Source organism: Azonexus sp. R2A61 (assembly GCF_021401135.1).
Classification (GTDB): Bacteria; Pseudomonadota; Gammaproteobacteria; order Burkholderiales; family Rhodocyclaceae; genus Azonexus.
The window spans coordinates 264,985-284,316 of the sequence record NZ_JACBFO010000001.1; the positions used below are offsets into that span (position 1 = coordinate 264,985).

Sequence of the window (19,332 nt, forward strand, 5' to 3'; positions counted from 1 at the left end):
AATCCGTCATGAAACTTCCCCCGCGCGTCAGAATCGTCGAAGTCGGCCCGCGCGACGGCTTGCAGAACGAGCCGCGCGAGGTACCGACGTCAATCAAGATCGAATTGATCGACCGGCTGGCCGATGCCGGTCTGCCGGTGATCGAGACCACCGCCTTCGTTTCGCCGCGCTGGGTACCGCAAATGGCCGACGCGCCGGCGGTGCTGACCGGCATCCGCCGCCGTCCGGGCACGACCTACGCCGCGCTGACCCCCAATCTGCAGGGCTTCGACGGCGCGATTGCCGCCGGCGCCGACGAAGTGGCGATCTTCGCCGCCGCCTCGGAGGCCTTTTCGCAAAAGAACATCAACTGCTCGATCCGGGAAAGCCTGAAGCGCTTCGAGCCGGTGCTGGCCTCGGCCAGCGCGCTGGAAATCCGCGTTCGCGGCTATGTCTCCTGCGTTGTCGGCTGTCCCTACACCGGTGCGGTCGACCCGGCAGCGACGGCAGAAATCGCCGGGACGCTGTACGACATGGGCTGCTACGAAGTCTCGCTCGGCGACACCATCGGCATCGGCACCCCGGCCTCGGTCAGCCGGATGATCGAGGCCTGCGCCCGACGCGTGCCGATCGACCGGCTGGCCGGCCATTACCACGACACCAACGGCATGGCGGTGGCCAACGTGCTGGCTTCGCTGCAACTCGGCATGGCCTGCTTCGACGCCTCGGTCGCCGGGCTCGGCGGCTGTCCGTACGCGCCGGGGGCGTCGGGCAACGTGGCCACCGAGGACCTGGTGTTCCTGCTCGACGGACTGGACATCGAGACCGGTGTCGATCTGGCTGAGCTGGCGGCCACCGGTGCCTGGATCTCCCGCGCCATCGACCGACCGAACGGCGCCCGGGCCGGTCGCTCCTTCCGTGGCGAACCCCGGTGAGCCTGCTCTCCGCCATCGCCGAACTGCTCAAGCCGGCGCCGCAGCCCGATCCCGAGGTGGCGGCCGCAACCGCGCGGGTGATCGGCATGGTCGATCCGCTGGTGCGCGCCGCGCCGCGCCTCGAGCGCCAACTGGCCGAGGCGGTCCGTCACGCGCTGGGCTACTGCGCCGGGCTGGTCGATGCCTTGCCCGGACCGATCGAGATCAACCGCCAGGCCTTCGGGCGTGATCCGCTGATTCACGCACTGTTCGCCACCGCCGCCGACATCGACGAAATGCTCGGCCGCAGCCAGGCCGTGCGCGATTTTCTGGAAAAGCCGGAATGCTGGGCCAGCGACTGCTTCTGCGCGATGCTGGCCGCCCGTCGGCAGCAGAAGAAGCAGTTGGGCATGGCGCAGCAGGGCGACATCATCCGCGCCGACGTGCCGCAGGAAATCCTCTACTTTTCCGATCAGACACTGATCGAACCCAGCTGCCGGCTGGAGGTGACCCGCCAGCGGCTGCAGGCACGCGCGCTGGAAAGCCTGCTGCAGGCCTTCAATGCACACGTCGACACGCTGCGCCGCGAACGCCAGGACCTGCGTGCCGACCTGTCGGTCGAACAGGCGCAATTGCTGCACCAGCCGCATCCGGCGCCCGAGCGCGAAACCCGCCACACCCGTCACCTGACCGAACTGGACTGCCGGCTGCGCGAAAACGCCGAAGCGTTGATGCCGGAAAACCTCGTCGTCACGCTGGCCGATTTCCTGCGCCATCCGGAAGGGGCGCTCAGCCTGACGCCGGTCAGCCTGCGCGTGGACCGGCTCGGCATCGTGCACCGGGAACCGGATAGCGACCCGCAGGTCCAAACGCTGAGTTTTCCGGAACTGACGTCGCGCGACCGCCGCCAGCACATCGCCACGCTGGTCCGCGTCTCCCGCGAAGAGGCGAGCGCCGCCGTACAACAGGCACGCGACCGCCAGAAACGCTACATCATCATCTGACCTTGCCATGACCGTCGCCTCGCCCTGCATCGCCATCTGCCGCATCGATCCCGAATCGCAACGGTGCGTCGGCTGTCTGCGCACGCTGGACGAGATCGCCGCCTGGTCGCGCCTCGACGATGCGGCGCGTCGGGCCGTCCTGCAGCACGTCGCCCGGCGTCGCGACGGCCTCGGAAAAACCACGCCATGAACGACGAAATGGACGATCTCTATCCCTGCGTCGGCGTCTGCATGACCGATCCGGATTCCGGCTATTGCCTGGGTTGCGGCCGACCGCCGCTGGTCAGCCCGACGGTTGTCGTCGAACGCATTCCGCTCGCCCCGCCGGCCACCAGGGCCGACGACGACGACCACTGAGCGCCCCTCCCGAACGCCCCTGAAGGCCCGCCGCCGCGGGATTTCCGGCTGACAGCCGGAAGTGCATCAGCGTAGAATTAAGCGCTTATAAACCAGGGGGATCACCATGAGTTTCCGCAACCGGCTGTTGTTCGGCATGACCCTGATCATGGCCGCCTTCATCGCTGCGATTGTTGTCGCCTATGCCGGGCTGCGCGCCGCATCGGGCGGTTTCGGCCACTTCCTCGACGGGGTCGGCACGCTGCGCCAGGCCTATGGCGAGATGTACGCCCAGGGCCTGCAGATGGGTCAGGCCCTGCGCAACATCACGCTCGATCCGGACAACCCCAAGGCCTACAAGAACCTCGACAAGGCCCGCGAGGATTTCAACAAGGCCCGCGACCTCGCGGCCAGGACCGCCGCCATCGTGCCCGGCTTCGCCGACGGCGTGGCCGCACTGGAGACCCTGGTCGGACGCCAGTTCGACGCCCAGCAGGCGGTGCTGGCCGCGCTCAAGGCCAGCCAGCACGAACAGGCCCGGGCGCTGATCAATGCCACGGAAACGCCGGCCTGGCGCGCGCTCAAGCAGGTTCTGCTGGACGATCTGGAACGGCTGAACCAGCGCACCGGCGACGAAAGGCAGGCGGTCGCCGATCAGGTCGAGCGCTATCAGACCATCATCGTCCTGCTCAGCCTGTGCGGCATCGCGGTCGCCATCGGCAGCGTCGTCGGGACGCTGGCCTATGTCCGGCGCGAACTCGGCGGCGAACCGGCCTACGCCCGTCAGGTGGCGCGCGCCGTCGCCACCGGCGATCTCGGCCAGCTGATCCGCACCGCCGCCGGCGACCGCAACAGCCTGATCGCCGCGCTGGCCGACATGCAGGCACAGCTGCGCCAACTGGTCGGCACCCTGGCCGAACATGCCCGCGATGTCGACCTGGCCGCCAGCCAGGTGACCGCCGCGACCGGCAAGGTTGCCGACGGCAGCCGCCAGCAGCTGGCTTGCGCCGGCGAGATGGTCGGCAATGCGCAGAACCTGGCCGACAGCCTGCACCAGGTGACCAGCGCCGTCGATCAGGCCGGACGGATCGTCGTCGCCTCGACCGAGGTCGCCAACAGCGGCGCGACGCTGGCCGGACGCGCCGCCACCGAAGCCGAAGCGATGGCCGATTCGGTGCGGTCGACCGCGCTGCACGTCGAAAAACTGGGCACCCAGTCGGCGCAGATCACGTCGATTCTCGGCGTCATTTCCGACATCGCCAGCCAGACCAACCTGCTGGCGCTCAATGCAGCGATCGAGGCGGCGCGCGCCGGCGAGCAGGGCCGCGGCTTCGCCGTGGTGGCCGACGAAGTGCGCAAGCTGGCCGAACGGACGACGCAATCGACCGCCGAAATCTCGGCGATGGTCGACAGCATCCAGTCCGGCACGCAACGCGCCGTCGAAGGCATGGAATCCGGCCTGCGCCAGGTCGGCGACAGCGTGACGCTGGCCAGGCAGGCCCGCGAAGCCTTCGACCGGATGAACGCCAGTTCGCAGGAGGTCAATGCCGTGGTCCGCCAGATCGCCAGCGCGATCGACGTCGAAAGCGACAACGAACAGGCGATCCACGCGCATGTGCAGCAGGTGCGCGGGCTGATCGAGCAGAACGACCTGGCGCTCAGCCAGGTGGTCGAATTCGCCAGCCGGCTGGGGGCCGTGTCGCACGCCCTCAACGAATCGGTCGGCCGCTTCCGGCTGTAAGCCGGCCCGGGCGTGCCGCCGCGGCACGCCCATCGGGCACCCCCCGGAACCATCCCGCTGCACGGCGGTCCTCGTAGCATGGGATTGCTACCCGCCCGGTCGGCCGGGCGAGCACAATCGTTGCGCCACCCACACCACGAGGAGACAACGATGGCTACCAAGAAAATCCTGATGATCACCGGCGATTTCACCGAGGATTACGAAACCATGGTGCCTTTCCAGGCACTGCTGATGGTCGGTCATGCGGTCGACGCCGTCTGCCCCGGCAAAAAGGCCGGCGAATCGGTCAAGACGGCGATCCACGATTTCGAGGGCGACCAGACCTACAGCGAGAAACCGGGTCACAACTTCACGCTGAACGCCAGCTTCGCCGACATCGATCCGAGCGCCTACGATGCGCTGGTCATCCCCGGCGGCCGCGCCCCGGAATACCTGCGCCTGAACCCGGCGGTGATCGCTGCCGTCCGCCATTTCATGACAGCCGGCAAACCGGTCGCCGCGATCTGCCACGGCGCCCAGCTGCTGGCTGCCGCCGGCGTGCTGCAGGGCCGTTCGTGCAGCGCCTATCCGGCCTGCGCGCCGGAAGTCGCGGCGGCCGGCGGCAGCTATGCCGAAATTCCGGTGGACCAGGCGACGGTAGACGGTAATCTGGTCACCGCGCCGGCCTGGCCGGCGCACCCGGACTGGCTGGCCAAGTTCCTCAAGGTACTGGGCAGCCGCATCGAAGCCTGAGCGAGCCGAACGCGAGGTGTCCCATGTGCGAGATTTACGTCAAGGCCGACCCGATGCTCTACGAATCGCGCTCGCGGTCGTTGCGCATCCACGGCTGCGTCACCAAGATCCGGCTGGAAAACCACTTCTGGGACATCCTCGCCGACATCGCCGCCGGCGACGGTTACACGACCAACCAGCTGATCGCCAAGCTGTACGACGAGTTGCTGGAATACCGGGGCGAAATCGACAACTTCGCCTCCTTCCTGCGCGTTAGCTGCCTGCGCTACCTGAGCCTGCGCAAACCGGCGGCCGAACGGCCCAACCTGGCCGTGCTCAGCCGACCGGCTGCCTGAACGGCGGTTTTTCCGTCGCTGCTGCGGTCGACCGCAGCAGGACGCGATTTTCCCCGCGCGCCGGTTAGGCGGGCAGCCAGCGGCGCACCAGGTGCACCCAGTAGCTGGCGCCCAAGGTCAGCAGTTCGTCGTTGAAGTCGTAATGCGGGTTGTGCAGCGTGCAGCCGCCGCTACCCGGGCCGTTGCCCAGCCACACGTAGCAACCCGGCTTTTCCTGCAGCATGTAGGCGAAATCCTCGGCGCCCATCGACGGCAGGATGTCGGTCAGCACCTTGTCGGCGCCGAACAGCTCGGCCGCCACCTGCTGGCAGAATTTCGCCTCGGCCGGGCTGTTGACCGTGGGCGGATAGCGATGATCGAAGCGCACCGAAATCTGCGCCCCGTTGGCCGCGGCAATGCCGCTGCACAGACGCTCGATGGCGCGCTCGACGGTTTCCTGGACGTCCGGCTTGAAGCTGCGGATGGTGCCGCGCAACACGACCTCCTCGGGAATCACGTTCCAGGCGTCGCCGGCATGGATCTGCGTGACGCTGACCACCGCCGACTCGCAGGGATGCAAAGTCCGGCTGACGACGGTCTGCAGCGCCTGCACCAGTTGCGCCGCGGTGACGATGGCGTCCACGCCCTGATGCGGCATCGCCGCGTGGCAACCGTGGCCGCGCACGACGATTTCCAGGCCGCAGGTGCCAGCCATCACCGGCCCCGGCATCGCCATCATCTCGCCGACCGGAATGCCCGGCCAGTTGTGCAGGCCGAACACCGCCTCGACCGGGAACTGCTCGAACAGGCCGTCCTCGATCATCACCCGAGCCCCGCCTTCGGCTTCCTCGGCCGGCTGGAAGATGAACACGACAGTCCCGTCGAAACCCGGATCGCCGGCCAGATAGCGCGCCGCACCGAGCAACATGGCGGTGTGGCCGTCGTGGCCGCAGGCGTGCATCTTGCCGGGATGCTTCGAGTGGTGCGGGAATTCGTTCAGTTCGGCGAGCGGCAGCGCATCCATGTCGGCGCGCAGGCCGATCGTCCGCGTCGAACTGCCGGCCTTGAGGACGCCGACAACACCGGTTTTGGCCAGCCCACGATGGACTTCCAGCCCGTAGCGTTCCAGCTCGCGGGCGACGACGTCGGCGGTACGGTTCTCGTTGAAGGCCAGTTCCGGGTGCGCGTGGATGTCGCGGCGCAGTGCGGTCAACTCGGCGAGAAAGGGCAATTCCAGCAAAGGATGGGCGTGGGGCATGACAGTCTCCTTTTTTTGAATTATGCCGTGGCTTGCCGTCGGCGAGACCCTTCATTATGCTCTGCCACCATGCAACTCGTCCTGATCAGCGGCCTGTCCGGTTCCGGCAAGTCGGTCGCCCTCCACCTGCTCGAAGACGCCGGCTATTACTGCGTGGACAACCTGCCGGTCACGATGCTGACGGTCCTCGTCCGCATGCTCAAGGAAGAACAGGTGCGCAAGCTGGCCGTCGCCATCGACGCCCGCTCCGGCGGCGGTATCGACCAGTTGCCGGACAAGCTGCGCATGCTGGCCGAGGATGGCGTGCGCCACGCCTTCCTGTTCCTCTATTCGAACGAGGACACCCTGCTCCGCCGCTACTCGGAGTCGCGCCGGCGCCACCCGCTGGCCGCCGACAACCGGACGCTGGCCGAAGCCATCCGCCTCGAACGCAGCCTGCTCGAACCGATTTCGTCGCTCGGCCACCGCATCGACACCAGCGGCCTGAAGGCCAACGCGCTGCGCGAATGGGTCCGCCAGTTCATCGAAACCGAACCCGGCCAGGGCCTGACGCTGATGTTCCAGTCCTTCGGCTTCAAGCACGGCCTGCCGCTCGACGCCGACCTGGTCTACGACGTGCGCTGCCTGCCCAACCCGCATTACGACCCCGAGCTGAAGCCGCTCACCGGGCGCGATCAGCCGGTCATCGACTTCCTTGAAGGTCAGGCGGAAGTGCAGCGCATGCGCGGCGACATCGCCCGCTTCGTCGGCGACTGGCTGCCGGCTTACATCGCCGACAACCGCAACTACCTGACGGTGGCCATCGGCTGCACCGGCGGCCAGCATCGCTCGGTCTACCTGGCCGAAGCGCTCGGCCGCGAATTCGCCGGCCGCGCCCGCGTGCTGGTCCGGCATCGCACGCTGGCCGGCGGCTGATGCCCTGGCTGGCGCTGATCCGGCCGGGCGACTGGCTGGTCCTGCTGCTCGGCGCCGCCGTCGTCGGCCTGTCGGTACCGATGTTCTGGCAGGGCGGTCTGGCCGACCGCGCCATCGTCCGCCAGGAAGGCCGCGTCTTTGCCGAAATCGACCTCAAGGCAAAAAAGCAGCTCGCCGTGCCCGGCCCGCTCGGCACCACGCTGATCGCCGTCGAACCCGGCCGCGCCCGCGTGGTTTCCGACCCCGGCCCGCGCCAGTACTGCGTCAAGCAGGGCTGGCTGATGCGCCCGGGCGAAATCGCCATCTGCGCCCCCAACCGCGTCAGCCTGCAGATCGCCGGCCGGACCAAGGTCTATGACTCGCTCAGTTACTGAACTGACGATCACCGCCGAAGACCGGCGCATCGCCTGGCTGGCCACCGCCGCCGTCGGGCTGTCGCTGGTCGACGCGGCGATCCCGTCGCCGCTGCCCGGCGTCAAGCCCGGGCTGGCCAACATCGTCACGCTGGTCGTGCTGGTTCGTTACGGCTGGCGCGAAGCGGTGTGGGTCAGCGCCCTGCGCATCCTGGCCGGCAGCCTGCTGCTCGGTTATTTCCTGGCGCCCGGCTTCTTCCTGTCGCTGACCGGCAGCACGCTCAGCCTGCTCACGCTGGGCCTCGCCCACCGCCTGCCGGCGCGCTGGTTCGGACCGGTCAGCCTGTCCATTCTCGCCGCCTTCGCCCATATCGGCGGCCAGTTGCTGCTCGCCCGCCTCTGGCTGATCCCACACGACGGCGTGTTCCTGCTGATCCCGGTGTTTGCCGGCGCGGCGCTGGTCTTCGGCACCATCAACGGGCTGATCGCGGCTAAACTGCTCAGCGAAGCCCCACCCGCGGAAACCCAACCATGAGTCAGACCGTCTGCCTTGCCCTGACCGGCGCCTCCGGCATGCCCTACGGGCTGCGCCTGCTCGAAAGCCTGCTCGCCGCCGGCTGCCGCGTGCAGCTGCTGTATTCGCAGGCGGCGCAGATCGTCGCCCGGCAGGAAATGGATGTCGACCTGCCGTCGCGCCCGGCCGATGCCAAAGCCGCGCTGATTTCGCGTTTTCCTGCGGTCGACCCCGACAAACTGCAGGTTTTCGGCCGCGAGGAATGGTTCGCACCGGTCGCCTCCGGTTCCAATCCGCCCGACGCGATGATCGTCTGCCCGTGCACGATGGGTACGCTGGCCGCCATCGCCCAGGGCCTGTCGGACAACCTGATCGAGCGCGCCGCCGACGTCGTCCTCAAGGAAGGCCGCAAGCTGGTGCTGGTGCCGCGCGAAGCGCCGTTCTCGGTGATCCACCTGGAAAACATGCTGCGGCTGGCACGCGCCGGCGCGGTGATCCTGCCGCCCAATCCTGGCTTCTACCATCACCCGCAGAACATCGGCGACATCGTCGATTTCGTCGTCGCCCGCATCCTCGACCAGATCGCCGTACCGCACACGCTGATGCAACGCTGGGGCGACGCCTGATGGCCTGGTTCGACTTCCTGCGCGCCACCGGCGGCGGCGTCGAAACGCTGGACATCCCGCTGTTCCCGCTCGGTACCGTGCTGTTCCCGGGCAGCATGCTGCCGCTCAAGGTCTTCGAACAGCGCTACCTGGAGATGACCGCCACCTGCCTGAAGGACGGCAGCCCGTTCGGCATCTGCCTGATCGACCAGGGCCATGAAGTCGGCGAAGCGGCGCTGCCGCACCTGGTCGGCACGCTGGCGCACATCGAAAAATGGGACATGGAACAGCTCGGCATCCTGCATATCGCGGTCTCCGGCAGCCGCCGCTTCCGCATCCTCGACCACGAAGTCGGCCAGGGAAAACTGCTCGAAGCCAACGTCGAACTGCTGCCGGAAAACGAAGCGCCGCTGCCGCAGAACCGCGAACGCCTGCTGCCGCTGCTGCAGCGCGTGGTCGCCGACCTCGGTCCGGAACGCATGCCCGAACCGCACCGTTACGACAGCGCCAGCTGGGTCGGCTACCGGATCACCGAAGTGCTGCCGATCCAGAATCTGGCCAAGCAGAAACTGCTCGAACTCGACGATCCGCTGGCGCGGCTGGAAATCCTCGAAAAATTCCTAGACCAGCGCAGCCTGCTGGTCTGAAACCGACCAGTGGCTCGGTTCAGGGCCAGGCAAACATCATCCGGGGCGCGCGCCCTTTCCGTTCAGGCAAAGCCGCCCAGTCGATCTGTCGCAGCAAGTCCTCCGCCTCCGGTTGCCGCTGCCTGGCCAGCAACGACAGGGCAAGAAAGATACGCGCATCGTCGTCTTCCGGGTCTTTATCCAGCCGTTGCTGCGCATCGCTGCCTACCGACTCGGCATCGCCCTGCCGTCGCATCAGATGGATAAAGCGGATAGCCAAACCAGGAATTGGCGCAAAGATGACGAGAGAATCCGCTCGGCACGTTCATCGTCGGTCTCCGATCAGAAGCTGGCGCGCAAGGTCAGCACGTAGTTTCTCGGATCGCCGTAGGTGTTGTAGGTATTCGTACCGCCCAGCCGCGTGTAGTAGGTCGAATCCAGCACATTGTTGACATCCAGGGTCAACGCGTAATTCCGGGAGATTTCGTAGCCGATCTGGAGTTTGACGACAGCGTAGGAATTCTGCGTACGGGCAGCGACCGTGGCAGACGACGTGCCGCTGGCCGACTGACTGGCTCCGTTCACGCCAACCCCGATACTGAACCCCTTGAGCATTTCATCCGGCAAGCGGTACTTCGCCCACAATTTGTACAGATCCTTGGGATACCAGAAACTGACCGGTGCCCCCGTCGATGCCCCATTGTTCAACCATTTCGTGCTCAAGTAGGTGTAACCGGCAGACAGTTCCAGCCGACGCAACGGACGACCGACGACCTCGACTTCCCAGCCCTTGCTCTCAAGCTCGCCGGCCGCCGTGAAATAACCCGGATTGGCCAGATCGGACAACGCCCGATTGGTATCGTTGATTTTGAACAGCGCCAGTGTCGCCGCCAGCTTGCCGTCCAGGAATTCGGTCTTGCCGCCGATCTCGTACTGCTTGCCGACACGCGGATCGAGCGTTGTCTGATCCGCCCGACGCTGGGTCTGCGGGACAAAGATGTCGGCATAGCTGGCATACAACGTCAGCAGCTTGTTCACGTCGTAGACGATGCCGGCATAAGGCGTGAACTCACCCGTGCTTCGCGCGCCGTGGCTCCACTCGGTAGGAGCCGGGTTGGGTTCGATGGTGCGCGACTTGTAGCGATAATTCGACAGACGCCCCCCCAGCACGGCTTTCAACGAATCCGTCAGATTGAGCGTAAGCTTCCCGTAAACCCCTTGCTGCGTCGTGATGCTGTCGCTGCCGGTCCGATAGACGACGTCCGGTTCAGCAACCGCTGGCGGATCGCCCAGGACCACGTTGGGCACATTCAGATAGCCGCTTAGCGGCGAATTCGGATTGGCGCCCCGGCCCGTGCTCCGGAAACTGCTGTAATTGGCGCCGACCAGCATCGTATGCCGACGGCCGAGCACCTCGAAAGGCCCGCTGGCGAACAGGTCGGCACTGTTATTCGAATAGTCGTAATCGAATTCGCGACGCGCATAGTTGCTGATCGTCATCGTCGCCGGATTGACGCCATCGGTGGCATAACCATCCTTGAAGAAAAAGCCCTGGTCACGGCGACCGATCTTCAGCATTGCCGTCCAGTCGTTGTCGAACGCGTGGCGAAGTTCTGCACCGACCTCGGTCGTCTCCCAGTTCAGCCTGTTCCAGTCGGGATAGGGATTGAATGAACGGGGAACCGACAGGAAACTGCCATTGGTGTAGGTCGGCAAACCAGAAAAACCCGTTGAATCGTTTTTCTGGTAGCTCGCAAACAGGTTGGCCTGCGTTCTCGAGGTCAAATCGAAATCGAGGGTCCCGTAAGCCAGCCACTTCCGGTCATGAACGCGGTTGAAGACAAAATCGCGGTCAATGTAGGACACCACTGCGCGGCCCCGCATGCTGCCGGCAGCATTGAGCGGTCCAGTGATATCGGCTTCCAGTCGGTTGTTGTTCCAGGTTCCGGTCGACAGCAGCCCCGTTGCGGCAAACACATTTTTCGGCCGCTTGCGGACAAAATTGACCGTTCCGGAGAATGATCCCGATCCCTGCAGCACCCCTGCCGGCCCCCGCTGAACTTCGATTCGCTCGTACAAGGCCAGATCGAACTGCTGATAGCCGGACAAGGGCATGGCCGACGGCAGACCATCGTTCTGCATTTCCAGCGCCCCGCCGCGCGCATGATACTGGCCCTGCGTGATGTCATTCGAAATGGCCTGAACTCCGGTGATCTGGCTCAGGGCATCCCAGGTCGTCACCATGTTCTGGTCATCCATCTGCGCACGAGTCAGCACCGAAACCGAATTGGGAATTTCGCGGCTGGATTGAGGGAGTTTGCCGGCCACGGTGGCCTTGTCGGCCTTGTAGCCGTGTTCTGCTTCAGCCGATACCAGCACTTCAGGCAAAGTCTTTGTAATGTTGCCGGGTTCCGGGGTTTCGGCGTGAACGCCGGTTGCGCCCAGCGCGACAAGCACCGAAGCTAAGCGAGCGGATTGATGCATTTTGGTCTCGGACAAAAAAGTGGCGGCATTGTCCGAAACCACCGCCGGCAGGGGAATGTGGCAAATTGCCGCAGCTCAGGGAACGACGCCGGCCGGCGCGCCCGGGCACATTACCGGAACGCCGGCCGCAACATCAGTTCCAGCCCGAGGCCGATCAGGAACAACAGGAAACACAGGCGGAAGGTGCGCAGGCTGATGCGGGCCCGGATTCGCTGGCCCAGCCACATGCCGGCCAAGGCCGGCAGGATGGCCAGCGCCGACAGGCCGAGTTGACCGACCTGAAACACGCCGTGCAGGAGCAGACCGCCGGCCAGCGACAGCGCCGACACGGTGAACGACAGCCCGAGCGCCTGGATCAGCCGCTCGCGCCCCAATTGCAGCGATTGCAGATAGGGCACCGCCGGCATCACGAAAACCCCGGTAACGCCGGCCACCAGACCGGTCAGCAGGCCGACCGGCGGCGACAGCCAGCGTTCGGTGCGGGGCGAGACGAACGACGGCGGCGCGATCAGCGCCCAGGCGGCATAGACGATCAGCGCCACACCGAGCGCAAAACCGGACCACAGCGCATCGATGCTGGCCAGCGCCGACGCACCGGCCAGCGTGCCGGCGACGATACCGAGCAGCAAACCGGCAAAGCGTCGCAACAGTGCGCCCAGCGCCCGCCCGCCGAACAGTTGCCAGACGTTGGTCACAAAGGATGGCACGACCAGCAGCGCGGCGGCGGCGGCCGGCGGCATGAACAAGCCGAGCAGGCCCATTGCCACGGTCGGCAGGCCCATGCCGGTGACGCCCTTGACCAGGCCGGCGACGATGAAGGTGAGGAAAAACCCCAGCGAGAGCGAATTCAGGATGTCGTTCATGGCGCCTATTGGACGTCCTGCGGTCGACGGGCACAATGCGGATTTTTCCAGCCAGCCTTCGGTTTTGCCGAAGGCGGAAACGCGGAGGCCGCATGCGTCTCGATCTTGCCGATCTCAGATTGTTCCTGGCCGTCGTCGAGGCGGGCAGCATCACCCAGGGCGCGCAACGGGCCAATCTGGCGCTGGCCTCGGCCAGCGAGCGGCTGCGCGCCATCGAGGACGACGCCGGCGTGCAGTTGCTGGAACGGCGTAGCCGCGGCATCGCGCTCACCGAAGCCGGCGCGGCGCTCGCCCACCATGCGCGGCTGATCCTGCGCCAGCGCGACGCCTTGCAGGGCGAACTGCGCGCCTTCGCCGCCGGCGCGCGCGGCACGCTCAGCCTGTACGCCAACACCGCCGCCCTGACCGAATTCCTGCCCGCCCGTCTCGCACCCTGGCTGGCCGCCCGGCCGCAACTCAACGTCGATCTCAAGGAACGGACCAGCGTCGAGATCGTCAAGGCGATCGAGGCCGGTCTGGTCGAAGCCGGCATCGTCACCGATGCGGTCGACGCCGGCACCCTGCAACTGATCCCGGTCGCCGACGACCCGCTGGTCGTGCTCACCGAGCCCGGCCATCCGCTGGCCGGCCGCCGCCAGCTGGCTTTTGCCGACATCCTGCACGAAACCTTCGTCGGTTTTCCGGCCGGCAGCGCGATCCAGGAGCACCTGGACGGACGCGCCCGCAACGCCGGTCATCCGCTGGCCTTACGCATCCGCCTGCCAAGCTACGAGGGCGTCTGCGAAATGGTCGCCCACGGCATCGGCATCGCCGTCCTGCCGGCCAGCGTCGCCCGGCGCTACCGGCGGCGCTACGACTACCGGGCGATTCCGCTGCGCGAAAGCTGGGCCGAACGGCGGCTGTGCCTGTGCTATCGCGACCGTGCCGGACTGTCCGCGGCCACCGGCGAGCTGATGGACTATCTGGCCGGCACGAGCGGCAGCTGAGGGGCGCAACGCCCGCTCAACCGAGCAGCGTTTCCAGCACCGGCCGCATGGCCGCGATGCCGCGCCGGATGGCCGGTTCGCCGAACGACGAAAAGCCCATCACCAGCCCCGGCGGTGCCGGCTGCTGCAGACGGTAGAAGGCAATCGGCCGGGTTTCGATACCCCATTGGGCGAGCGCCGCCACCACCGCCCGATCGTCGCTGGCGGCCGGCAGCAAGGCCGTGGCGTCCAGCCCGGTGGTGATCGGCGCCACCTGCAGCAGGCCGGCCAGTTGCGCCCGGCAGGCCTGCTCGAAGGCAGCGGCGCGTTCGCCGTAGCGCTGACGCATCTGGCGCAGGTGGCGTGCGAAATGCCCTTCGTCGATGAAGGCGGCAAGCACGCCCTGCTGGAACAGCGACTGATGCCGGCAGGTCAGCGACAGCGCCGCGGCAAACGGCTCGACCAGCCAGTCCGGCACCACCGCGTAGGCCAGCCGCAGCGCCGGAAACAGCAACTTGCTGAAGGTGCCCAGATAGAGCACGCGACCGTGCCGGTCGAGGCTTTTCATCGCCGGCAGCGGCGCCCCGTCGAAGCGGTATTCGCCGTCGTAGTCGTCCTCGACGATCAGCGCATCCTGCGCCTCGGCCCAGGCGAGCAGCGCCAGCCGGCGATCGACCGGCATCGTCCCGCCGAGCGGCGACTGGTGCGCCGCCGTCACATAAGCCAGCCGGCCGGGCGGCAGCGCATCGGTACGCATGCCGGCAGCGTCCACCGGCACGCCGTGCACCGTCGCACCGCTCAACGCGAACAGCCTAGCCGCCCCCGGGTAGCCCGGATCTTCGACCAGGGCGCCGTCGCCGGCATCGAGCAACAGCCGGGCACAGAGGTCCAGCGCTTGCTGCGCGCTGCCGACGATCATCACGTTGTCGGCCGTGCAGGCGATCCGCTGCGCGTAGCGCAGATGCTCGGCAATCGCCCGGCGCAGCAAGGGATCGCCGGCCGGCTCGGCATAACCGAGATCGTCGGCGCGGATCGTCCGGCTGTGACGGCTGCTCAGGCGATGCCAGACGGCCCGCGGAAAAGCCTGCAGGTCCGGCTGGTTGGGACTGAACGGCCGCGCCGTGGTGCGCCCCTCGCGGGAAGCGAACGGGCTGTCGGCCAGCAGCCGGCCCAGGCGCGACAAACGTGGCGGCGCAGCAGGCGGCGGTGTTGTGTCGGCAAGCGGCGGCGCAACGGGCAGATTCGGCACCACGCAGGTGCCGCTGCCGGTGGTACCGGCCAGATAGCCCTCGGCGATCAACTGTTCGTAGGCGGCCAGCACCGTGCCGCGCGAAACCCCTTGTTGCCGGGCGAAATCGCGCGTGGACGGCAGTCGACCGCCGGGCGCGATGCGCCCGCTCAGGATCGCCGCCCGCAGTTCGCCGCACAGCCAGCGTTGCAGTGAGATGCCCGGCGGCCGTTCGGCCAGGGCCAGCTCCAGTTCACCGGCACGCTTCATCGAAATGGCCCAATCAAATCGTCAATAAATGGATATTTGAATCGTACCACTCAGCGCTTAGCATGCCTCCATCCTGCCTCGCAGGCCCCCATCGAAAAGGAGAGTTTCATGGAACAGCGTTTCGACATCGGCAAACTGATTCCCGACGGCTACAAGGCCATGTTCGGCGTACACACCTACGTGCAGGGCTGCGGCCTCGAGCTCGGCCTGCTCGAACTGGTGCGGCTGCGCGTCTCGCAGATCAACGGCTGCGCCTTCTGCGTCGCCATGCACGTGCCGCTGGGCCGCAAGTACGGCCTCAGCGAGAACCAGCTGCAACTGGTCGCCACCTGGAAAGAAGCGCCGATCTACAGTGCGCGGGAACGCGCCGCGCTGGCCTGGGCCGAGGCCATCACCAGCCTGCGCGACCAGGAGGTGCCGGATGCGGTCTACGCCCAGGTCGAGGCCAATTTCACCGCGCAGGAGATTGCCAACCTGACGCTGGGCATCGCCGAAATCAACAGCTGGAACCGTCTGATGGTCGCCTCGCGCACGCCGCCGATGCTGTAAACGCCACCACGAAAGAAAAAAGCCGGGCATTCCCCGGCTTTTTTGCGTTTTTCTGCGGTCGACCGCAATTATTCGATGATTTCCGGGTGCTTTTCCAGGAAATCGGCCCGCTTGGTGCGCAGGATGGTCGCCGCGTTGATGTAGGCGTAACCCTTGTGCTGCCACTTGGCCAGCTCGGTCATCGCGGCCGGCACCACGGTCACCACGTCGTAGAAATCCTCCGGCTTGTAGCCGCGGAATTTCGCCGCATTACGGCAGACGCGAAAACTGACACCCTGCGCGGCCAGCGCCTTCAGGCGCTCATAGACATCCGGGTAGGCCGCACGATTCAGCCGCGACAGCATGTGCAGTTCGTTGCCGTGCGCCACGACCACGATATGCGACTGTTTCAGGTCGCCGAATTCCTTCAGGCCGTTCACATGGTTGCTGACGTAGCCGAGGCCCTGCAGCAGGTCTTCCGGGCGTTCCAGATTGAACTGGTAAACCGTCTTCTGGGCGCCCAGCGGCGCGTCGTCGAAGCGCGAGGCATCGTCCGGGCCGGCCCAGGCCAGCGGGCCGGCAATCGTGAACAGCAGGGCAAGAAGCCATCGCTTCATGGTCAATCTCCTCTCGTTGGGGTTTCCTGGTGTTGTTCTGGCAGGACGGCCCGAAAGCGCCGTCCGGCGGTCCCCAATCTTGCCACGGTCGACACTGCGATGACAGAAAAAATCGCCCGGCACGCCGGCTCAGAACTTCTCCGAGCGCAGCACCGACACCTCGCTCAGGTAGCAGATCATCGCGTAGCTGCGGAAGTAGTGTTCCTGCAGATGGCCGGCAATCGTATCGGCCACCGCTGCCTCGCACAGGATGTCGATGCGCACGTTGCCGCTCATCGGCCAGCCGCCGTCGCGTTCGCCGTGTTGGCCCCAGCCGCGAGCATCGCTGGCGGTCGAGCCGTGGGCGCCGAGCCGGCGGGCGTCGGCCAGCACCCGGGCCTCGATCGAGGCCTCGCAGATCACCGTCAGCAAGGTACGGCGCGTATGCAGCATGCTCATCAGATCACTCCTTGAAATTGATTGGCCAGCCAGTAATAGGTCGGAATCCCGACCACCAGGTTGAACGGAAAGGTCACCCCCAGCGAGGCGCCGATGGACAGTGCCGGATTGGCCTCCGGCACGGCGATGCGCATCGCCGCCGGCGCCGCGATGTAGGAAGCGCTGGCGTACAGCGTGGCGAGCAGCGCGGCACCGCCGACCGACAGGCCGAGCAGCGTCGCCGTCAGCGCGCCCAGCGCGCCGGCGAACAGCGGCATGGCCACCGCAAAGCCGATCAGGAAAGCCCCGGCCCGGCGCAGGTCGCCCAGCCGGCTGGCCGCCACCAGCCCCATTTCGAGCAGGAAGATCGCCAGCAAACCCTTGAACAGGTCGAAGAACACCCGGTCCAGCGGCTTCAGCCCGTCGGCACCGGCCAGCCAGCCGATCACCAGCCCGCCGAGCAACAGCACGATGCTCTTGCCGGCAAACACCTCGTGCAGCACCTTGCCCTGCCCGCCGGCATTCGCCCCGCGGCGCGCCAGCCAGACGCCGATCATCAGCGCCGGAAACTCCAGCAACACCAGGAACACCACCATGTAGCCCTCGAAGGCCTGACCGACGCCGCTCAGATACGCCCCGGCAACGGCAAAGGTCACCACGCTGACCGAACCGTAATGCGCCGCCACCGACGCCGCGTCGGCGCGCGACAGCCGGCCCAGGCGCTGCAGCACCGGAAAGGCGATCAACGGGATCAGTGCGCCGACGCCGACCACCACCAGCACCGGCAGCACCAGCGCCGACAACGACTGCCGCGCCAGCTCGACGCCGCCCTTCAGGCCGATCGCCAGCAGCAGGAAGATGCTCAGCGACTCGTAGAGCACCGCCGGAATCTTCAGATCGGAACGCATCACCCCGGCCAGCAGGCCGAGCAGGAAAAACAGGATCACGGGTTCGAAAGGCATTGCAGGCCCCACTCAATGACAACGGAGCGCACTATTCCAGCCCGGAACCATTAAATCCAATTAAACTTTTTCGACAAAATCATTTATAAAAACTTATATGCCACGCCGTCACCTGACCTTCCGCCAGCTCGAAACCTTTGCCACGGTCGCCCGCCTGGGCAACTTCTCGCGCGCCGCCGAAGCGCTGCACCTGACCCAGCCGGCCGTCTCCATCCAGATCCGCCAGATCACCGACATCGTCGGCCTGCCGCTGTTCGAGCAGAACGGCCGCAGCATCCGCCTGACCGCCGCCGGCCGCGAACTGCTGCAGACCGCGCGCGAACTCGACGACAGCTGGAACCGCTTCGAATCTGCGGTCGACGCCCTGCAAGGGCTGAAAAAGGGCCGCCTGCGCGTCGCCCTGGTGACCACCGCCAAATACTTCCTGCCGCGCATGCTCGGCACCTTCTGCCGGCGCTACCCGGACATCGACATCGAACTCGAAGTCGCCAACCGCGCGCGCATCGTCGAACGCCTGCGCGCCAACGAAGACGACCTGTACATCATGTCCTTCCCGCCCGAAGAACTCGACGTCGTCGCCACCCCCTTCCTCGACAACCCGCTGGTCGTCGTCGCCCCCGCCGATTACCCGCTGCCGGCCGGCCCGCTGACGCTGGACGACATCGCCCACCACCCTTTCCTGCTGCGCGAAACCGGCTCCGGCACACGCAAGGCCATCGACCGCCACCTGAACCAGAACGGCCAGTCGCTCAACATCAAGATGGCGCTGGGCAGCAACGAAGCCATCCGCGACCTCGTCGCCACCGGCATGGGCCTGGCCATCCTCTCCCGCCACGTGCTCGGCGAACACCCCGAACAGGACGGCCTGCGCATCCTCGACATCGCCGGCTTCCCGCTCCGGCAAACCTGGTCGGTCGTGCATCTGCGGCAGAAGGTCCTGCCGCTGCCGGCAAAGGCGTTTATGGATGAGTTGTTGACGGTGTTGGGGAAAGCGTAGGGGGAAAGAAGCCCGCGGTTTGGCAGTTATCTGCCAAGAGCAGACTAAGGGAAAAGCACCTCAAAGCTGTCATCGGCAAACCGCCTCGGCGCATGACATTCAACTTCGTTGCTGGCAGAATTCTCGCGTTATTGAACATGCGCCGCGTATGACTGCGATCTACTCTCGTAGATATTTTCAAGAACCTGCCAGATGCCTCAATTGGCAAGCCTTCCTGACTGATGTCTTTGCCAGAATATACGGCGCAAAAACAGGTTATACGGCGATAACGCCGTCCATTTCACGTTAGGCAATTCATGGCTCACTTGGCACGTTCCGTTGCATCACTTCGAATCGCTGGGGATGAGTTGGTCCCGGAAGAGGTGTCTTTGCTATTGGGTGCTCAACCAACGCATGCCCAACGCAAAGGCCAGGAACTTCCATCAAAAGCAGGAGTGCGCATAGCGTCATTCGGCCATTGGCGATTACACGCAATAGAAACTGAACCGGAAAATCTTGATGCCCAAGTTGCCGAGATATTGGGCCAGCTCACATCCAATCTCGATGTCTGGCAAAGCTTAACTTCAAGATACAGAGTTGATCTTTTCTGCGGCTGGTTCATGGAAGGAAGTAACGAAGGTGTTTGTATTTCTCCATTGACATTGCAAGCCTTGGGCGAAAGAGGTATTGAATTGGGATTGGATATCTATGCGCCAGACACCAATGCCTAA

The 19,332-nt window shown here is 65.8% G+C and carries 24 protein-coding genes; 16 read left to right on the top strand and 8 right to left on the bottom strand.

Going from position 1 to position 19,332, the window contains the following annotated elements:
• Nucleotides 1-8: 8 nt before the first annotated feature.
• From L0962_RS01320 to L0962_RS01350, 7 genes are all read left to right on the top strand, one after another.
• Nucleotides 9-914: a hydroxymethylglutaryl-CoA lyase gene (locus L0962_RS01320; protein ID WP_234082753.1), complete on the top strand. Its 906-nt coding sequence runs from the start codon at nucleotides 9-11 to the stop codon at nucleotides 912-914.
• Nucleotides 911-1,897, top strand: coding sequence for a hypothetical protein (locus L0962_RS01325; RefSeq protein WP_234082765.1), 987 nt, complete (start codon nucleotides 911-913; stop codon nucleotides 1,895-1,897). The genes L0962_RS01320 and L0962_RS01325 overlap by 4 nt, the downstream gene beginning before the upstream one ends.
• Before the next feature lie 7 nt (nucleotides 1,898-1,904).
• Entirely contained in the window at nucleotides 1,905-2,087 is a 183-nt protein-coding gene (locus L0962_RS01330; RefSeq protein WP_234082770.1) for a DUF1289 domain-containing protein, read from the top strand.
• Nucleotides 2,084-2,254: a DUF1289 domain-containing protein gene (locus L0962_RS01335; RefSeq protein WP_234082776.1), complete on the top strand. Its 171-nt coding sequence runs from the start codon at nucleotides 2,084-2,086 to the stop codon at nucleotides 2,252-2,254. The genes L0962_RS01330 and L0962_RS01335 overlap by 4 nt, the downstream gene beginning before the upstream one ends.
• Nucleotides 2,255-2,360: 106 nt before the next feature.
• Nucleotides 2,361-3,974 (top strand): methyl-accepting chemotaxis protein, encoded by a 1,614-nt coding sequence (locus L0962_RS01340; protein WP_234082781.1) that lies wholly within the window; start codon nucleotides 2,361-2,363, stop codon nucleotides 3,972-3,974.
• 150 nt (nucleotides 3,975-4,124) lie between these two features.
• Nucleotides 4,125-4,706, top strand: a complete 582-nt coding sequence (locus L0962_RS01345) for a DJ-1/PfpI family protein (RefSeq protein WP_234082786.1) — start codon at nucleotides 4,125-4,127, stop codon at nucleotides 4,704-4,706.
• Nucleotides 4,707-4,729: 23 nt separating this feature from the next.
• Entirely contained in the window at nucleotides 4,730-5,041 is a 312-nt protein-coding gene (locus L0962_RS01350) for a ribbon-helix-helix domain-containing protein (protein ID WP_234082792.1), read from the top strand.
• A 64-nt stretch (nucleotides 5,042-5,105) separates the two neighbouring features.
• Here L0962_RS01350 and L0962_RS01355 read toward each other — a convergent pair whose 3' ends face one another.
• Nucleotides 5,106-6,278: a M20 aminoacylase family protein gene (locus L0962_RS01355; protein WP_234082798.1), complete on the bottom strand. Its 1,173-nt coding sequence runs from the start codon at nucleotides 6,276-6,278 to the stop codon at nucleotides 5,106-5,108.
• Between the two features lie 69 nt (nucleotides 6,279-6,347).
• Between L0962_RS01355 and rapZ the strand changes: the two genes are divergently transcribed.
• From rapZ to L0962_RS01380, 5 genes are read left to right on the top strand one after another with little or no spacing between them, the layout of a single operon-like run.
• A complete protein-coding gene (rapZ, locus tag L0962_RS01360; RefSeq protein WP_234082804.1) occupies nucleotides 6,348-7,193 on the top strand; it encodes an RNase adapter RapZ in 846 nt (281 codons plus the stop codon).
• Nucleotides 7,193-7,567, top strand: coding sequence for a NusG domain II-containing protein (locus tag L0962_RS01365; RefSeq protein WP_234082809.1), 375 nt, complete (start codon nucleotides 7,193-7,195; stop codon nucleotides 7,565-7,567). Before rapZ ends, L0962_RS01365 begins: the two co-directional genes overlap by 1 nt.
• Complete coding sequence (locus tag L0962_RS01370; RefSeq protein WP_234082815.1) at nucleotides 7,548-8,081, top strand: Gx transporter family protein; 534 nt, start codon at nucleotides 7,548-7,550, stop codon at nucleotides 8,079-8,081. The genes L0962_RS01365 and L0962_RS01370 overlap by 20 nt, the downstream gene beginning before the upstream one ends.
• Nucleotides 8,078-8,686: a flavin prenyltransferase UbiX gene (locus L0962_RS01375; protein WP_234082820.1), complete on the top strand. Its 609-nt coding sequence runs from the start codon at nucleotides 8,078-8,080 to the stop codon at nucleotides 8,684-8,686. The genes L0962_RS01370 and L0962_RS01375 overlap by 4 nt, the downstream gene beginning before the upstream one ends.
• Nucleotides 8,686-9,312: an LON peptidase substrate-binding domain-containing protein gene (locus tag L0962_RS01380; protein WP_234082827.1), complete on the top strand. Its 627-nt coding sequence runs from the start codon at nucleotides 8,686-8,688 to the stop codon at nucleotides 9,310-9,312. Before L0962_RS01375 ends, L0962_RS01380 begins: the two co-directional genes overlap by 1 nt.
• 19 nt (nucleotides 9,313-9,331) lie before the next feature.
• Here L0962_RS01380 and L0962_RS01385 read toward each other — a convergent pair whose 3' ends face one another.
• The 3 genes from L0962_RS01385 to L0962_RS01395 all read right to left on the bottom strand — a co-directional run bounded on the left by L0962_RS01385 (nucleotide 9,332) and on the right by L0962_RS01395 (nucleotide 12,638).
• The gene (locus tag L0962_RS01385; protein ID WP_234082832.1) at nucleotides 9,332-9,571 is read right to left on the bottom strand and encodes a hypothetical protein; all 240 of its coding nucleotides are present in this window, start codon (nucleotides 9,569-9,571) and stop codon (nucleotides 9,332-9,334) included.
• Nucleotides 9,572-9,633: 62 nt separating this feature from the next.
• Complete coding sequence (locus L0962_RS01390; RefSeq protein WP_234082838.1) at nucleotides 9,634-11,775, bottom strand: TonB-dependent siderophore receptor; 2,142 nt, start codon at nucleotides 11,773-11,775, stop codon at nucleotides 9,634-9,636.
• Nucleotides 11,776-11,885: 110 nt separating this feature from the next.
• Nucleotides 11,886-12,638 carry a sulfite exporter TauE/SafE family protein gene (locus L0962_RS01395; protein WP_234082847.1) on the bottom strand — a complete coding sequence of 251 codons (753 nt, stop codon included), beginning with the start codon at nucleotides 12,636-12,638 and terminating at the stop codon, nucleotides 11,886-11,888.
• Nucleotides 12,639-12,730: 92 nt separating this feature from the next.
• Between L0962_RS01395 and L0962_RS01400 the strand changes: the two genes are divergently transcribed.
• Nucleotides 12,731-13,624, top strand: coding sequence for a LysR family transcriptional regulator (locus L0962_RS01400; RefSeq protein ID WP_234082854.1), 894 nt, complete (start codon nucleotides 12,731-12,733; stop codon nucleotides 13,622-13,624).
• 16 nt (nucleotides 13,625-13,640) lie between these two features.
• Here L0962_RS01400 and L0962_RS01405 read toward each other — a convergent pair whose 3' ends face one another.
• Nucleotides 13,641-15,101 carry a PLP-dependent aminotransferase family protein gene (locus tag L0962_RS01405; protein WP_234082860.1) on the bottom strand — a complete coding sequence of 487 codons (1,461 nt, stop codon included), beginning with the start codon at nucleotides 15,099-15,101 and terminating at the stop codon, nucleotides 13,641-13,643.
• Between the two features lie 108 nt (nucleotides 15,102-15,209).
• Here L0962_RS01405 and L0962_RS01410 point away from each other — a divergent pair, with 108 nt between their 5' ends.
• Nucleotides 15,210-15,650, top strand: coding sequence for a carboxymuconolactone decarboxylase family protein (locus tag L0962_RS01410; RefSeq protein WP_234082867.1), 441 nt, complete (start codon nucleotides 15,210-15,212; stop codon nucleotides 15,648-15,650).
• 68 nt (nucleotides 15,651-15,718) lie between these two features.
• On the opposite strand, the gene L0962_RS01415 is transcribed toward L0962_RS01410, so the two are convergent.
• From L0962_RS01415 to L0962_RS01425, 3 genes are all read right to left on the bottom strand, one after another.
• Complete coding sequence (locus L0962_RS01415; protein ID WP_234082873.1) at nucleotides 15,719-16,246, bottom strand: DsrE family protein; 528 nt, start codon at nucleotides 16,244-16,246, stop codon at nucleotides 15,719-15,721.
• Between the two features lie 129 nt (nucleotides 16,247-16,375).
• Complete coding sequence (locus L0962_RS01420) at nucleotides 16,376-16,684, bottom strand: transcriptional regulator (protein ID WP_234082879.1); 309 nt, start codon at nucleotides 16,682-16,684, stop codon at nucleotides 16,376-16,378.
• Nucleotides 16,684-17,625: a sodium-dependent bicarbonate transport family permease gene (locus L0962_RS01425; RefSeq protein WP_234082884.1), complete on the bottom strand. Its 942-nt coding sequence runs from the start codon at nucleotides 17,623-17,625 to the stop codon at nucleotides 16,684-16,686. Before L0962_RS01425 ends, L0962_RS01420 begins: the two co-directional genes overlap by 1 nt.
• A 97-nt stretch (nucleotides 17,626-17,722) precedes the next feature.
• Here L0962_RS01425 and L0962_RS01430 point away from each other — a divergent pair, with 97 nt between their 5' ends.
• Both L0962_RS01430 and L0962_RS01435 read left to right on the top strand, forming a co-directional pair.
• Nucleotides 17,723-18,622: a LysR family transcriptional regulator gene (locus L0962_RS01430; protein ID WP_234082889.1), complete on the top strand. Its 900-nt coding sequence runs from the start codon at nucleotides 17,723-17,725 to the stop codon at nucleotides 18,620-18,622.
• 296 nt (nucleotides 18,623-18,918) lie between these two features.
• On the top strand, nucleotides 18,919-19,332 hold the full coding sequence (locus L0962_RS01435) for a DUF4279 domain-containing protein (RefSeq protein ID WP_234082895.1): 414 nt from the start codon (nucleotides 18,919-18,921) through the stop codon (nucleotides 19,330-19,332).